The organism is Streptomyces mayteni, from assembly GCF_054783955.1.
Genome location: NZ_BAAGPR010000046.1, coordinates 1 through 15932 on the forward strand (window position 1 = coordinate 1; position 15932 = coordinate 15932).

Consider the following 15932-nt stretch of genomic DNA (forward strand, 5'->3'; position numbering starts at 1 on the left):
GAGGCGGCCGAGGTCGTCGTGCAGGTCGTCGAGCGGCCGGCCGAGCCCGAGGCGGCGCCCGAGCCGCAGCCCGCCGCGGCGGCCCCGCCGCCGCGCGCGCGGGTCTCGGCGCCGGCCGGTTCGCCCGAGGGCGCGACCGAGGCCGTGGTGACCGTGGTCGCCCCGGGCGCCGGCAAGAAGGCGGCGGCCAAGAAGGCGCCGGCCAAGACCGCGAAGAAGGCCGCCAAGAAGGCCACCACCAAGAAGGCGGCGGCCAAGAAGACCACGGCCAAGAAGGCCGCGGCGAAGAAGACGACGGCCAAGAAGGCGACCAAGAGCGCCTCGGCCGCCGAGCAGTCGCAGCCGCCCTCGGTCTCCGCGCAGACCGGGGAGTGACGACGGGGTCCGCCCGGTCCTTCCGCCCACCGTCGGGCGGAAGGACCGGGCGGACCCGTGTCACGGGCCGGCCGGGGTGGGACCGGGGCCGAATTTGACCCCCTTGTCTGCGCCTCCGTATTGTTGGTCGTCGGCATGTCACCAGGCACGCCGATCGCTCCTGAGCAACTACCTCCCCGCGAGGCGCGCGGCGTCGCCGCTCGCGCCGGGGGAGAGGCCGGGTTCGCCCGTTGCTGGCGTCAGGGGTTCCGGATCTGAGAAGAGGGAGTTCCGCGTGTACGCGATCGTGCGCACCGGCGGCCGTCAGCAGAAGGTCGCCGTCGGCGACGTCATCGAGGTCGACCGCCTGGCCGACAAGAGCACCGGCGACACCGTCGAGCTCTCCACGCTGCTCGTGGTCGACGGCGAGACCGTCACCAGCGACCCGTGGGTGCTGGCCGGCGTGAAGGTCCAGGCCGAGGTCGTCGACCACCACAAGGGCGACAAGATCCGGATCCAGAAGTTCAAGAACAAGACCGGTTACCGCCGGCGGATGGGTCACCGTCAGCTGCTCACCCAGCTGAAGGTCACCGAGATCCCCGCCCCGGCCGCGAACGCGAAGTAAGGGACCAGGCAGATGGCACACAAGAAGGGCGCGTCGTCCACCCGGAACGGCCGCGACTCGAACCCCCAGTACCTCGGCGTGAAGCGCTTCGGCGGCCAGGCCGTGAAGGCCGGCGAGATCCTGCTCCGCCAGCGCGGCACCCACTTCCACCCCGGCGCGGGCGTGGGCCGCGGCAAGGACGACACCCTGTTCGCGCTCCGGGCCGGCAAGGTCGAGTTCGGCACCCACCGCGACCGCCGCGTCATCAACGTGGTCGTGGCCGCGGCCGAGTAACCGGCGGCTTCCTTTCACCCGAGGGCGGACCGACTTCCCGGCAGATGCCGGGAAGCACGGGTCCGCCCTCGGCGTTTATCCGACACACTCCGCACCTCACACGCATCACAGACCCCGCCGGGAGGCACACGTCATGACCACCTTCGTGGACCGCGTCGAGATCCATGTCGTCGCGGGTAACGGGGGCCACGGCTGCGCCTCCGTGCACCGGGAGAAGTACAAGCCGCTCGGCGGCCCCGACGGCGGCGACGGCGGGCGCGGCGGCGACGTCGTGCTGGTGGTCGACCGGGACGTGACGACGCTGCTGGAGTACCACCACAGGCCGCACCGGAAGGCGACCAACGGCAAGCCGGGCGGCGGCAGCCACCGCACCGGCGCGGCCGGCGAGGACCTGGTGCTGCCCGTGCCGGACGGCACCGTGGTGCTCGACGCCGACGGGCAGCCGCTGGCCGACCTGGTCGGCGAGGGCACCAGGTACGTCGCCGGCCAGGGCGGCCGTGGCGGCCTCGGCAACGAGGCGCTCGCCTCGCCGCGCCGTAAGGCGCCCGGGTTCGCGCTGCTCGGCGAGCCTGGCGAGGAGCGGGGCATCGTCCTGGAGCTCAAGACGGTCGCGGACGTGGCGCTGGTCGGCTTCCCGAGCGCCGGCAAGTCCTCGCTGATCTCCGTGCTGTCGGCCGCCAAGCCCAAGATCGCCGACTACCCGTTCACCACCCTGGTGCCCAACCTGGGCGTGGTCACCGCCGGGTCCACCGTCTACACCGTGGCCGACGTGCCGGGGCTGATCCCGGGCGCCAGCGAGGGCAAGGGCCTGGGCCTGGAGTTCCTGCGGCACGTGGAGCGCTGCTCGGTCCTGGTGCACGTGCTGGACTGCGCCACCCTGGAGCCCGGCCGTGACCCGCTCACCGACCTCGACGTGATCGAGGAGGAGCTGGCGAAGTACGGCGGCCTCGACGACCGGCCGCGGCTCGTGGTGCTCAACAAGACCGACATCCCCGAGGGGCTCGATCTGGCCGAGATCGTCCGGCCCGATCTGGAGGCTCGCGGCCTGCGGGTGTTCGAGGTGTCCGCGGTCTCCCGGCAGGGGCTGCGGGAGCTGTCCTTCGCGCTCGGCGGGCTGGTCGCCGAGGCCAGGGAGGCGCGGCCCAAGGAGGAGTCGACCCGGATCGTGATCCGGCCGAAGGCCGTGAACGACACGGGCTTCACGGTAACCGCCGAAGGTGAGGGTTTCTTCAGGGTTCGGGGCGAGAAGCCGGAGCGCTGGGTGCGGCAGACCGACTTCGCGAACGCCGAGGCCGTCGGCTACCTCGCCGACCGGCTCAACCGGCTCGGCGTCGAGAACGAGCTGATCAAGCAGGGCGCCAGGGAGGGCGACGGGGTGGCGATCGGCGGCGACGACGACGCCGTCGTCTTCGACTTCGAGCCCGCGATGGTGGGCGGCGCCGAGATGCTCGGCCGACGTGGCGAGGATCACCGGATGAACGAACCGCGCCCCGCGGAGCAGCGGCGCAGGGAGCGCGAAGCGCAGCGGCGGGACGGCCGACAGGACTCCGCCCAGCAGGAGTTCGAGGAGTTCGACCCCTTTGAGTGAGCTTGTCGCGCCTGCCCAGGGGGCGTCGTAGACTAACGCGCCACCGTCACAAACGAATAACAGTCGACAACGGTTCATCCGGTTTAGGGGTCAAGCTTCGACGGGGGTTAACCTTCTCCTCGCGTAGCCGACACCTTTTGATACCGGCAGGAGCTGCCTTGTCCATCCAACCCAAAGGACCGTCCCCACACACCACAGCGGTCGTTCTCGCTGGCGGTACCGGCCAGCGGGTGGGTCTCTCCATACCGAAGCAGCTGATCAAGATCGCGGGCAAGGCGGTCATCGAGCACACGCTGGCGGTCTTCGAGGAGTCCGCGGACATCGATGACGTCATCGTGATGATGGCCCCCGGCTACGCGGCGGACGTGGAGCGGATCATCGCCAGGAGCGGCCTGACGAAGGTCAGCCGGGTCGTCGAGGGCGGCAGCACGCGCAACGAGACGACCCGGCGGGCCATCGCCGTCGTCGGCGAGGGGCTCGCCGAGGGCGAGGACCGCAACGTCCTCTTCCACGACGCCGTGCGGCCGCTGCTCTCGCAGCGCGTGATATCCGACTGCGTGGCCTCCCTGGACCGCTACCAGGCCGTCGACGTGGCGATACCGTCCGCCGACACCATCATCGTGACCCGCACCCACGGCGAGGACGGCGAGTTCATCACCGACGTCCCCGACCGCTCCCGGCTCCGGCGCGGCCAGACCCCGCAGGCGTTCCGGCTCTCCACCATCCGCCGGGCCTACGAGATAGCCGCCGGCGACCCGAACTTCCAGGCCACCGACGACTGCTCCGTGGTCCTGCGCTACCTGCCCGACGTGCCGATCCACGTCGTCCAGGGTGACGAGTTCAACATGAAGGTCACCCAGCCCGTCGACGTCTTCATCGCCGACAAGATGTTCCAGCTCGCCTCCACCGCGGCCCCCCAGCAGTCCGACGAGGCCGCCTACCGCGAGCGGCTGTCCGGCAAGACCATGGTGGTCTTCGGCGGCTCCTACGGCATCGGCAAGGACATCGCCGACCTGGCCGCCCACCACGGCGCCACCGTCTACCCGCTGGGCCGCTCCACCACCGGCACCCACGTCGAGAAGCAGGCCGACGTCGCCGAGGCGCTGGAGAAGGCGTACGCGGAGACCGGGCGCATCGACTACGTGGTGAACACCGCGGGGGTGCTGCGCATCGGCAAGCTCGCCGAGACGGACGACGCCGCCATCGAGGAGGCGCTGACCGTCAACTACCTCGCGCCGGTCCGCATCGCCCGCGCCGCCCACAAGTACCTCGCCGAGACCCGCGGCCAGCTGCTGCTCTACACCTCCAGCAGCTACACCCGGGGCCGCGCCGAGTACAGCCTGTACTCGTCCACCAAGGCCGCCATGGTGAACCTCACCCAGGCGCTGGCCGACGAGTGGGCGGGCGACGGCGTCCGCGTCAACTGCGTCAACCCGGAGCGGACCGCGACCCCGATGCGCACCAAGGCGTTCGGCCAGGAGCCCGCCGGCAGCCTGCTCTCCTCGGAGGCCGTCGCCAGCACCTCGCTCGACGTCCTGCTCTCCGCCATGACCGGGCACGTCATCGACGTCCGCCAGCAGGACCCCACCGCCGACGCCAGCAGCGCCGGCTCCTTCGAGCGCGCCCTGGCCGCCGCCCTGAACGCCGAGACCGCCGCCGCCGAGACCGCCGCCGACGCCGCGCAGGGCCGGGTCCCGGGGGAGGTGGCATGATCCGAGCACTCCTCCGCCGCCTCGTCGGGGTGGCGTCCGGCGCCGAGCTGGTCGCGGCGCTGGTGATGGTGGTCGGCTACCCGCTGATGCTGGCCACCGCGCTCCTGCCGTCCGCCGTCGGCTTCGCCGTCGCCGCGGTCTGCTCCTACCTCGGGGACCACTACCTGCACCGGCGCGGCTCCTACGTGCTGGTGCGGTTCGGCAAGGCGAGGCTCGGCCTCACCATCCGCTTCCTGATCCGCCAGCTGCTGCTGCTCCTGCTGCTGATCCGCTCCGAGCTGACCGACGAGGCGGTGCTCTACGTCGCTGGCCTGCTCGTCTTCTACGGGCTACAGGCCCCGCACACCGGCCTGGTGATGGTGCTGCGGCGGAAGCGGCGGCTGCCGATCACCACCCGCAACATCGACCTGTCGACGCTGCCGGTGCCCGAAGGACCGCCGCGCTGGCTCACCTACCGGGCCGTGGAGAAGGTGCTGCACACCGAGGTGCCGATGTTCCTCGGCCTGCTCGGCGTCGCCGCCACCGACGAGGCCGCACTCGGCCACGCCGGCATCGCCGGCACCATGGCGCTGGTGCTCGGCTACCTGCTGGTGCTGCTGCCGTTCTTCCGCGCCGGGAAGCTGCCGCCCGACCCGGAGCGGACCCTGGAGTGGTTCGACGAGTGGCTGCTCACCCACCGGCCGACCGTCGCGCTCTACTTCTCCGGCTCCAAGGACTCCGCCTACCAGGTCAACATGTGGCTGGAGACCCTGGAGCGGCTCGACGACGAGCGGCCCGTCGTCATCCTGCGCGAGCGCGCCATCCTGGCCAGGCTCGCCACCACCACCCTGCCCGTGCTGTGCGTGCCGAGCGCCGTCCACCTGATGCAGATGGACCTGTCCACGCTGCGGGTCGGCCTCTACCCGGCCAACGTCGGCAAGAACCTGCACCTGCTGCGGGTGCCCACCATGAAGCACGTCTTCGTCGGCCACGGCGACAGCGACAAGATCGCCAGCATCAACCCCTTCGCCAAGGCGTACGACGAGGTGTGGACCGCCGGCCGGGCCGGCCGCGACCGGTACGCGCTGGCCGACGTCGGGGTGCGCGACGAGGACATCGTCGAGGTGGGCCGGCCCCAGCTGGCCGGCATCGCCGCCGGTACCGGGCAGCCGCTCGCCGGGGAGGTGCCGACCGTGCTCTACGCACCCACCTGGGAGGGCTGGACCGACGACCCGGGCAACACCTCGCTGCTGCTGGCCGGCGAGAACATCGTCAGGCGGCTGCTGGAGTCCGAGCGCCCGGTGCGGGTGCTCTACAAGCCGCACCCGTTCACCGGCACCCGTGACCGGGAGGCGGGCGTCGTGCACCGCCGGATCGTCGCCCTGATCGAGGAGGCCGCCGCCCGGCGCGCCGCCGACCCGCGCTTCGCCGCCGAGGCCGAGCGCACCGCGGGGGAGCGGGCGCGCGCCCAGGCCGCGCTCGGCGGCCGCGCCACCACGGCGGCGGCGCTCACGCCGGCCGCCACCTGGGACGACGCCTCGGTCTCCCGCGACGCCCAGACCCCGCTCGACCAGGCGGCCGGCGAGGAGCGGCGCCTGGCGGAGCGGAACGAGCTCTACTGGGACTCGCTCGGCTGGTGGCAGCACCGGGTCGTCACCGGCCCCGAGCCGCGCCTCTTCGACTGCTTCAACGAGTCCGACGCCCTGGTCTCCGACATCTCCAGCGTGGTGTCCGACTGGATCGCCAGCGGCAAGCCGTACGCCGTCACCGACTCGGCGGCGCTCGGCGAGGACGAGTTCAAGCGGCAGAACACCGCCGTGCGGGCCGCCGTCATCCTGACCAACGACGCCACCGGGATCGACCGGCTGCTCGACGCCGCCCACGCCGCCGCGGCCGACCCGCTGGCCGCCGCCCGGGCCGAGCTCAGGGACTACCTGCTCGGGCCCGACCAGCCGCCCTCCCAGGAGCGGTTCGCGGCGGCCGTCAGGGACCTGGCCGACCGGGCCTCGGCCCGTAACCGGGCCCAGGGGCAGGCGGGAGCCGCCGACGCGACCGCCGTGGTGCCGGCGCCCTGACGAAGGGCGCGTGGTGGGGGAGTGCAGAAGACCGGAAAGAGCTGGAAGAGAAGGCACTGACTGACGTGGTAGCGAAGCCGGAAGACCTGATTCCCGAGGAGCTCGCGCGCGGGCTGCGCTTCCTCCCCGAGGCCACCGACGAGGACCGCGAGGCCTTCCTCGACGCGGCGGCCACGTTCCTGGCGGCCGCCGACGCGGCCAAGCTCCGCAAGCTGCCGCCCATCGCCCGCATCAAGTGGGAGCTGGTCCGCGGGCGGCGGCTCGGTGACCTGCTCACGGTCATCGACTTCGAGCGGACCAACCCCGGTGCCTTCCCCGTCCGCGGCCGGCTCCGCCCCTACGTGGCCATCCCCGGGGTCGACAACCGCGGCCTGCCGGCCGCCGTCACCCGGCTGCGGCTGCGCGAGATGCCGGTGCGCGCCAAGGCGACCGAGGTGCTGTGGCAGGACGGCAGGATCGTCGTGCGCGGCTACGCCTACGTCGCCAACCTGCCGGGCGGCGCCGGCGCGCTGCCCAGGCTGGCCTGGCTGCGGGCCCCCGGCGGGCGCCGGATCCCCGTCAGGTTCCGCGGCCAGGAGTCGCTGCGCGCCACCCGCGAGTCCAAGCAGGCGCTGCACAACCACGACGACGCGGGCTTCGAGATCACCATCGACCCGGCCAAGCTCAAGTCGCGCGGCAGGTGGCGGCCCGCCACCTTCGGCCTGACCATGGCGCTGCCCCGCCCGGGCGGCTACGTGCCGGGCAAGGCCCAGCGGGTCGACATCGGCTCGGCCGGCCACTCGCAGGTGCGGCACCTCGGCGACGGGGTCCGGCTGGTGGCCGGCTTCGCCGAGGACAACTTCCAGATCACCATCGACGTCGCGGAGGCGGAGGTCGGCGACCAGACCGCCACCGCCGACGCGCTGGTGATCGGGGTGCGCTCGCCGGCCGACGGCAAGCGGCCCACCAAGCTGCGGATCGTACGCAAGGGCCAGCAGGGCGGCGTCGAGTACCCGCTGGCGCCCCAGGAGGGCGGCGAGGCCGACCGGCGGTGGTCCCGCTGGCGCGCCGAGGTCCCCTTCGACGACCTCACGGTGGCCACCACCGCGACCGAGAAGACGTACGACTTCCTCACCCACATCGAGTTCGCCGACGGCACGTCGCGCCGCGCCACGGTCGGCGACGGCTTCCTGCCCGGCCGCTACCCGCGCCCCGACGGCCGGGAGATCGCGGTCACCACCGACGGGCCCGGGCTGCTGAAGCTGCACGACAGGGCGCGGCAGGCCGTCGTCGACACGCTGAAGTGGACCCGCGACGGCGTGCTGGTGGTCGAGGGCTCCTACACGGGCCCCGGCGACCAGAAGCGCTTCGTGCTCCGGCACGGCGAGCGGTTCGAGGAGCACGTCCTGCCGCTGACCTGGTCGGAGACCGAGCGCAGGTTCAGCGTGCGGATCACGCCCGACAGGATGTCGACGTACGACGCGGTGCTGCCGCTGCGCGCCGGCCGCTGGTACCTCTCGCTGCGCGACGAGGACGCCTGGGGCAACAAGGGCGACGTGCCCGTGAAGCTGCGCGCCGACCTGATCGACACGCTGCCGTCGAAGAAGCGCGTCGCGGGCCGCACCTACACCGTCAACCGCCGCTACTTCGACCGGCTCTTCCTCGGCTCCGGCCCGGTGCTCAAGGCGGAGGAGCGCGGCGCCCTCAGGCAGCGCGAGCTGCGCCAGACGCTCACCCCGGCCTTCAAGCGGGAGCCGCTCACCGAGACGGTCTTCTACAACAGCTTCGGCGGCAAGCAGTTCTCCGACTCGCCGCGCGCCGTCTACGAGGAGTTCGTGCGGCGCGGCATCGACGTCGAGCACCTGTGGTCGGTCGCCGACGCCCAGGTCGACCTGCCGCCCGGGGTGCGCCCCGTCGAGTGGCACAGCCGCGAGTGGTACGAGGCGCTGGCCCGCAGCCGGTACGTCGTCACCAACGTGGGCCTCGGCGACTGGTACGAGCGGCGCGAGGGGCAGTGCGTCGTGCAGACCTGGCACGGCACGCCGCTCAAGAAGATCGGCGCCGACCTGCTCGGCACCCCGAAGGCCAACCTCCAGTACATCGCCAGCCTGCCGCACCGGTTCAGGCAGTTCGACCTCGTGGTCTCGCCCAACGCGTTCACGACGCCGATCATGCGCAACGCGTTCCGCTGCGAGGGCGAGATCCTGGAGGCCGGCTACCCGCGCAACGACGTCTTCCACCGGCCCGACCGGGAGAAGATCGCGCAGCGGGTGCGGGCCACGCTCGGCATCCCCGAGGGGAAGAAGGTCGTGCTGTACGCGCCGACCTGGCGGGACGACCAGCGGCACACCGCGTCCAAGTTCAAGCTCGACCTCCAGGTCGACCTGAACGCGGCCAAGGACGCGCTGAGCGACGACCACGTCTTCCTGTTCCGCAAGCACCCGAAGATCCTGGACGCCATCCCGGGCGCTGGGCAGGGCTTCGTGTACGACGTCTCGGCCTACCCGGACATCGCGGAGCTCTACCTGATCACGGACGTGCTGATCACGGACTACTCCTCGGTGCTGTTCGACTTCGCGCACTCCGGCCGGCCGATGCTCTTCTTCACCTACGACCTGGAGCACTACCGGGACACGCTGCGCGGCTTCTACTTCGACTTCACCGCGCGGGCCCCGGGGCCGCTGATCAAGACCTCGGCCGAGCTGATCCACGCCATCCGCACCGCGGAGACGGTGCGGCGCGACTATGCCGGGAAGTACGAGACGTTCGTCAGGGACTTCTGCGAGCCGTCCGACGGCCTCGCGACGGCCCGGGTGGTGGACCGGATGCTGGAGATCGGGCAGGGCTGAGGCGGGCCGGCCGCGCCGCCGGCCCGCGCACCGCTGGCCCGCCCCGTTCTCAGGCGGCGGGCCGGCGGCGGAACAGCCAGTCCAGCCTCGGTTCGACCAGGGGTCGGAAGATCCGTTGGACCACCGGCGTGCACAGCAGCGTGACGCCCACGGCGGCGATCGCGCTGGCGATCAGGAGAGCCGCGGGCTGCTCGTGCATCACGTCCGGGTCGTACCAGCCCCAGCTCTCGGCGCCGCGGACCAGGAAACCGTGCAGCAGCAGCCCGTACAGGGTTCCGGCGCCGAGCGAGGTGAACCAGCGGTGCCGCCCCGGCACCAGCGCGAAGAAACAGGCGGTCAGCAGCACGGAGCAGGCGAAGAGGACGAAGGTCATCACGATGCCCGTCCACCACGGCTCGCCGAGCTCCTGCGCGCTGCCGCGGTGGTAGAACCACGTGTAGCGCATCCGTGGGACGGCCCAGTAGGCGACGAGCAGCGCTCCCGCGAAGACCGGCACCGCGAGCAGTCGGACCGCGCGGCAGCGCACCCGTTGGAAGTGCTCGGGCTTCAGGACCAGGCCGAGCACGAAGAACGGCAGGAACTGCAGGACGCGCTGGATCTGGAGATCGTTGCCGAGCGACGGCGAGGCCGTGGCGATGGCCGCGATGGCCAGGGCGAAGGGCAGCGGCCAGCGGAGGGCCTTCCACACCGGCACGGTCAGCCGCCAGATGAACAGCGCCAGCAGGAACCAGAGCAGCCAGCGTGGCTCGAAGAGACCGATGTAGGTGCTGTCGTCGTCGTCCAGCCGGCGCAGGAAGAGTGTGTAGGCGACCTGGAAGACCACATAGGGCACGAGCACGCCGGTGACCAGCCGCTGGACGCGGTCGGCGCGGCCGTCGAAGTTCCGCGACAGGTAGCCGGAGATGACGATGAACGCGGGCATGTGGAACGCGTACACCGCCATGTAGAGCGCGGTGACCACGCGCGAGTCGCCGCGCAGCGGCTCCCAGGCGTGGCCGACCGCCACCAGGACGATGGCCAGGTACTTGGCGTTGTCGAAGAACGCGTCCCGCTGCTTGGGTCTGTCCTCGGCCTGGCGCGGTACGGCGGGAGTCTCCTGGGTGCCCGTGAGCTGTCGCGTCTCGTTCATCAGTACGGCACCTTAGCGTCAGCTCGCGTTAAGGCGTGGCGCGGGGGAGCGGCGGCCGGCTGCCACAGACTGGGCGCATGACCAGAACCGTGCACACCCCCTCAGGAGACGCCAGGATCACCTGGCACGCGGCCGCCGGGGCGCGGGCCGTGCTGGCCCTCGGCCACGGCGCGGGCGGCGGCGTCGAGAGCGCCGACCTCCGGGCGCTGGCCGGCGCGCTGCCGGCCAGGGGGATCACCGTGGCGCTCGTCGAGCAGCCGTGGCGGGTGGCGGGCAAGAGGGTGGCGCCGGCGCCGCGCACGCTGGACACGGCCTGGGAGGCGCTGTGGCCGGCCCTGGAGAAGCCGGGGCTCCCGGTGTTCGCGGGCGGCCGCAGCGCCGGGGCGCGGGTGGCCTGCCGCACGGCGCGGGCGCTTGGCGCGCGCGCCGTGCTGGCGCTGTCGTTCCCGCTCCATCCGCCGGGGAAGCCGGAGAAGTCGCGGGCCGACGAGCTGACCGGGGCCGGGGTGCCGGTGCTGGTCGTCCAAGGCGGCCACGACCCGTTCGGCCGCCCCGCCGAGTTCCCGGCCGGCACCGAGCTGGTCGAGGTGCCGGCGGCCGACCACGGCCTCGCGGTGCCGAAGCGGGCGGAGCTCTCCCAGGACGACGCACTGGCGCTGGTGGTCTCCCGGGCGGGCGACTGGCTCACCGGCCTGCTGCCGCCGCACCCGGGCTAGACCCTGTCCTGCCGATCCTGCCGGGCCCGCGACGCCAGCTACGGCACCTCGCCGCGTTACCCCACGCCGCGGAGCGGCATGTCAGGCGCCGCGCGCGAATACGGCCACGTATGAGCTGCGCCGCGGTCGATGTGCGGCTCCGCCGCGTGGGGCGCCTTGCGCGAAGCGAATGGGGGCACTCCCCCAAGCACTCCGTGCAGGGGGCACCCCCACCCAGGCCGCCAGGCCTGGGGGAGCCAAGGCCTGATCCGAGCCGGCGGTCCCGAGGACGAGGCCGGCGCAGGCCGCCGCGGCCCCGATCAGTACGCCGCGGCGCGAGGGAACACGAGAGTCGCGGGACATGAACTCCCTTTCGTATGGCGGCTGTTGGGCCGCATTTGGCTCCCCTGACGCGGCAGAATCTGCCATGCCGCGTCGGAGGGGGGAAGCGCCAGGAAGGAAATCCCTGGCGCCTCCCGTCACCGAGTGGTTCGGGGAGCGGCCGACCGCTCGGCCGGCGGTCCCGCCGCCTCCCGCTGCCGCGCACGCCGGGCGTCGGCCGCCGCGCACAGCTCGTCCACGGCCCGCCTGAACCGGACGATCGACGGCGGTTCCGCCGGGCCGAGCAGGTACTCGGTGAGCTCGGCGCGGGCCGCCGCGAGCCGGTCGAGCGCCGGGTCGACCACGCTGTCGAGCAGCTCGCCGAGGCCCGCCGCGTCCGGGGCGAGGATGGTCGCGGCCCGCACCGTGGGGTTGGCGGCGCGGAACTCCGCCGCCGGCAGCCCGCTGGTGTTGACCACGGCGTAGGGCTTGGCGCTGGCCAGATGGTCGGCGACGACGCTCGACACGTCCGCGATCAGCAGGTCGGCCTGGTTGAAGCAGCTGTAGATGTCGGGCCGGGCGCCGGTGAGCACCAGGTGCCCCCGGGCCGGCTGGGAGGCCCAGAACGCCGCCGCCCACGCCTCGGCGGCCGCGGCCACGCCCGCCGCCCGGCCGGCCGCCGGCGCGCCCTGCCCCGCCATCCGCTCCAGGTCGTCGGCGCCCACCCGCACCACGCTCCCGTCGCCCGCCACGACCGCCCGCCGTGTGGTGTCGGCCGGCGACGCGGCCTCCGCGGCCCCGCGGCCGACCGGCTCCGCCGGCGCGTCGGCGCTGCCTGCCGCGACGGGGCGCGGTGAGGTGTCGGCCGGCGACACGACCTCGGCGATGTCGGCCGGCCCCGCCACGGCTGCGGAGTCCACCGCCGGGTCCCCGGCCGGCTGGCTGCTGTCAGGCAGGCCGTCGATCCGGGCGGCGCCGCCACCGGTCCGTGCCGCGGGCCCGTCGCCGCCCCGCGCCGCGATCAGCGCGCGAATGCGCGCGTCCGCGGCGGCCGCCTCGCGGTTGACGGTGCCCGTCATCGGGTGCGGCTTGTACAGCAGCCGCACCCGGGGGTCGGCCAGCAGCGCCCCGACCACCCGCTCGCCCGCCAGGATGATCGACGTGTTGCCCGGGTCGTCGGTCCAGCCCTCCCAGGTCGGCGCGTACAGCACGGTGATCGGCCCCAGGGCCGGCGGCGGCCCGGCGGCCGGCCGGATCGGGGCCAGCTGCGGGCGGCCCACCTCCACCACGTCGCGGTCGTCGACCCCGACGTCCGCCAGCGCGTACCGGCGCCGCGCCGCCGCGCCCGCCACCCACACCTCGTCGTACACCTTGGCGTACGGGTTGCAGCTGGACAGCTTGTCGCTCTCGCCGTGGTTGACGAACGCGTGCTTGATGGTGGGGATCCGCAGCACCTGCGACGTCTTGGGCGCGTTCGCCGGATGGATCAGCACCTTGAGCGAGGAGTGTTCGAGCAGCATCAGGTTGGCCACCCGCGGCAGGCACACCACCGGCAGGTCGGTGGCCGCGATCTGCTGGAGCATCGGCCGCTCCCGCAGCACCACGAGCGCCCGCCGGTCGAGCTCCGCCATCGTGGAGAGCCACATGTTGGCCTGGTACGCCGTGCCGGAGCCGCCCGAGAAGTACAGCCCGACCTCCGGCCGGTACTCGGCGAGCCAGCGCCTGAACCACTCGAGCACCGCCTCGTCGCCTGGCGGCCGCCTCGCCGGCAGCAGCCAGGTGGCCAGCCGGCCGGCCGCCCCGCAGAACAGCGCGAGCGAGACGCCGACCCCGAGCAGCCCCCACGCGGGCCGCCCGGTCGCCGCCGTGAGCAGCAGCCCGACCGTGGCCGGCGACGAGAGCAGCGGAACCCGGCGGGTCGGGCTGGTCAGCAGCCGCGGCGGGGCCGGCGAGAGCCGCAGCTCGTCGGCGTCGACGTTCCTGGTGAGCACCGGCAGCGTGCGCTGCCGCCGCACCAGCACGCCGAGCGCCCGGCACCCGAAGTGGGCCGCGTAGCAGGCGAGCAGCCCGCCGACCAGCAGCACCCCGCCGGCCCCGCCGAGGTCCGCGAGATGCCCGAGGCCGACCACGAGGAGCAGGTCGCGCAGCAGCTGTCTGACGGTCTCGTCGCAGCGCAGCCGGTTGAGCGGGGACAGCGTCCCGGGGCGCCAGCGGCGCAGCGCCAGCTCGAACCCGAGGCCGCCGGCGCCGGCGGCGCACAGCAGCGGCGCGTTGGGCAGCAGCGCGCCGACGAGCTGCGCGGTGAACAGGACGAACAGGATGCCGGAGGCGGCGAGGGCGTACAGGCCGCGACGAGGCGGCGGTCCGACGGGCAAGGTGGGGCTCCCGTGAAACGTGGTGCGGATGCGAGTGCGAACGCGAACGCGCGCGACGACGCGCGCCGGGGATGGGGAGGGGAGGTGGCCGGCGGGGCGCTGGGCCACGGCCGGCCGGAAAAATGCGCGGCGGCGAACCGCCTGGTTACGGTTGTATGAGCGCCGGGGCGATCTTCGGGCGCTCGCGGGTCGCGTAGCCGCCGGTCGCGTAGATTACGCCCCAAGGATCGATTCGACCGGGAACGAACGAACGCAGGGGTACCACGGTGGCAGCGGCACCACGGCAGGACGTCTCCGACGCCCGCAGGATCGTCGTCAAGATCGGTTCATCCTCGCTGACCACCGCGGCCGGAGGACTGGACGCCGACCGGGTGGACGCACTGGTCGATGTGCTGGTGAAACAGGACGGAAGGCAGATCGTACTGGTTTCCTCCGGTGCCATCGCCGCCGGTCTCGCCCCGCTCGGCCTGTCGCGGCGCCCCTCCGACCTGCCCCGTCAGCAGGCCGCGGCCAGTGTCGGGCAGGGGCTGCTGCTCGCCCGCTACACCGCCTCCTTCGCCCGCTACGGCCGGCGCGTCGGCCAGGTGCTGCTCACCTCGGACGACACCAGCCGCCGCGCCCACTACCGCAACGCGTACCGCACCCTCGACCAGCTGTTCACCTTCGGCGTGGTCCCGGTGGTCAACGAGAACGACACGGTCGCCACCGACGAGATCCGGTTCGGCGACAACGACCGGCTCGCCGCCCTCGTCGCCCACCTGGTCAGGGCCGACCTGCTGGTGCTGCTCTCCGACGTCGACGGCCTCTACGACGGCGACCCGGCCAAGCCGGGCACCAGCCGGATAGCGGAGGTCGGCGGCCCCGACGACCTGGCCGGCGTCGAGATCGGCCGGGCCGGCCGGGCCGGCGTCGGCACCGGCGGCATGGTCACCAAGGTGGAGGCCGCCGCCATCGCCACCGGCGCCGGCATCCCTGTGGTGCTGGCCTCCGCGAGCCAGGCCGCCGACGCGCTCTCCGGCGCGGGCGTCGGCACCTACTTCCGGCCCACCGGGCGGCGCTCCGCAGGCCGGCTGCTGTGGCTCGCCCACGCCTCGACCCCGCGCGGCTCGGTCACCCTGGACGCGGGCGCCGTGCGCGCCATCACCGAGCGCGGCAGCTCGCTGCTGCCGGCCGGCATCACGGGCGTGTCGGGGGAGTTCACCGCGGGCGAGCCGATCGAACTCCTCGACGAGTCGGGGCGCGCGGTGGCCCGCGGGCTCGTCAACTTCGACGCCCGCGAGATCCCCCGACTGATCGGCCGCTCCACCCACGACCTGGCCCGCGAGCTCGGCCCCGCCTACGAACGGGAGGTCGTCCACCGCGACGACCTCGTCCTCCTGCGACCCTAGGCCCCGTCGGGGCCCCCTCCCCATCTACAGGGGACGCACACCGGAGCGGTGCCGGATCTGTGAAAGACCAGTCTTTCCACCGAAGGTTCAGGGAAACGCCCCGCACCGTGTCCCGTGAGCTGGTCCACTCGATGTGCGAGGCACCACGAGCAGCACGTCAGGAGGCCGCCGGTGAGGCGACTGGCCAGCGTCCGGGGAGGCACCCAGGCGGCGGGGGAGCAGCGGAGGGCAGAGGCCCAGCAGCCCGCCGCCCGGCTGTGGCACATCACGCTCAGCGTGGCCGGCGAGGCCGCGCCGCTGCACGACGTCCGCCGCGGCCTCGAGCGGCTGGCGAACGACCACCCCTTCCTGCTCACCAGCCGTTACGCCCCCGACCACGCCGAGATCAGGTACTGGGAGGAGGCGCGTGACCTGCACGACGCCGCGGCCGTCGCGCTGCGGCTCTGGGGCGAGCACCGGCGCACCGCGCAGCTGCCGCCGTGGGAGATCGTCGGCCTGGAGGTCATCGGCCGGGAGACCTACCACCAGCGGGTCGCCGAGGGCTACGGCCCGCCGCCCGCGGTGCCGGTCGGCGTCCACCCCTTCTAGCC

The 15932-nt window shown here is 73.2% G+C and carries 11 protein-coding genes and 1 pseudogene; 10 read left to right on the top strand and 2 right to left on the bottom strand.

Annotated features, from left to right (window positions below; translation table 11 throughout):
* The 7 genes and pseudogenes from ACYVPE_RS20530 to ACYVPE_RS20560 all read left to right on the top strand — a co-directional run.
* A pseudogene (locus tag ACYVPE_RS20530) lies at nt 1–375 on the top strand (hypothetical protein); the annotation flags it as partial.
* A gap of 274 nt (nt 376–649) precedes the next feature.
* Nucleotides 650–979 (top strand): 50S ribosomal protein L21, encoded by a 330-nt coding sequence (gene rplU / locus ACYVPE_RS20535; RefSeq protein WP_461035115.1) that lies wholly within the window; start codon nt 650–652, stop codon nt 977–979.
* Between the two features lie 12 nt (nt 980–991).
* Nucleotides 992–1252, top strand: coding sequence for a 50S ribosomal protein L27 (gene rpmA, locus ACYVPE_RS20540; protein ID WP_461035116.1), 261 nt, complete (start codon nt 992–994; stop codon nt 1250–1252).
* A 133-nt stretch (nt 1253–1385) separates the two neighbouring features.
* A complete protein-coding gene (gene obgE / locus ACYVPE_RS20545; RefSeq protein WP_461035117.1) occupies nt 1386–2840 on the top strand; it encodes a GTPase ObgE in 1455 nt (484 codons plus the stop codon).
* A 164-nt stretch (nt 2841–3004) separates the two neighbouring features.
* Nucleotides 3005–4552: an SDR family NAD(P)-dependent oxidoreductase gene (locus ACYVPE_RS20550; RefSeq protein WP_461035160.1), complete on the top strand. Its 1548-nt coding sequence runs from the start codon at nt 3005–3007 to the stop codon at nt 4550–4552.
* Nucleotides 4549–6606, top strand: a complete 2058-nt coding sequence (locus ACYVPE_RS20555) for a hypothetical protein (RefSeq protein WP_461035118.1) — start codon at nt 4549–4551, stop codon at nt 6604–6606. The genes ACYVPE_RS20550 and ACYVPE_RS20555 overlap by 4 nt, the downstream gene beginning before the upstream one ends.
* Before the next feature lie 65 nt (nt 6607–6671).
* On the top strand, nt 6672–9434 hold the full coding sequence (locus ACYVPE_RS20560) for a CDP-glycerol glycerophosphotransferase family protein (protein WP_461035119.1): 2763 nt from the start codon (nt 6672–6674) through the stop codon (nt 9432–9434).
* 49 nt (nt 9435–9483) lie between these two features.
* Here ACYVPE_RS20560 and ACYVPE_RS20565 read toward each other — a convergent pair whose 3' ends face one another.
* Complete coding sequence (locus ACYVPE_RS20565; protein ID WP_461035120.1) at nt 9484–10563, bottom strand: acyltransferase family protein; 1080 nt, start codon at nt 10561–10563, stop codon at nt 9484–9486.
* Between the two features lie 77 nt (nt 10564–10640).
* Between ACYVPE_RS20565 and ACYVPE_RS20570 the strand changes: the two genes are divergently transcribed.
* Nucleotides 10641–11279, top strand: a complete 639-nt coding sequence (locus ACYVPE_RS20570; protein ID WP_461035121.1) for an alpha/beta hydrolase family protein — start codon at nt 10641–10643, stop codon at nt 11277–11279.
* A 458-nt stretch (nt 11280–11737) separates the two neighbouring features.
* Here the strand turns inward: ACYVPE_RS20570 and ACYVPE_RS20575 are convergent, their stop codons facing one another.
* Nucleotides 11738–13954: a hypothetical protein gene (locus tag ACYVPE_RS20575; protein ID WP_461035122.1), complete on the bottom strand. Its 2217-nt coding sequence runs from the start codon at nt 13952–13954 to the stop codon at nt 11738–11740.
* Between the two features lie 266 nt (nt 13955–14220).
* On the opposite strand from ACYVPE_RS20575, the gene proB reads away from it, so the two are divergent.
* Together proB and ACYVPE_RS20585 are read left to right on the top strand one after the other, a co-directional pair.
* Nucleotides 14221–15342, top strand: coding sequence for a glutamate 5-kinase (gene proB, locus ACYVPE_RS20580; protein WP_461035123.1), 1122 nt, complete (start codon nt 14221–14223; stop codon nt 15340–15342).
* A 171-nt stretch (nt 15343–15513) separates the two neighbouring features.
* A complete protein-coding gene (locus ACYVPE_RS20585; RefSeq protein WP_461035124.1) occupies nt 15514–15930 on the top strand; it encodes a hypothetical protein in 417 nt (138 codons plus the stop codon).
* Nucleotides 15931–15932: the final 2 nt, after the last annotated feature.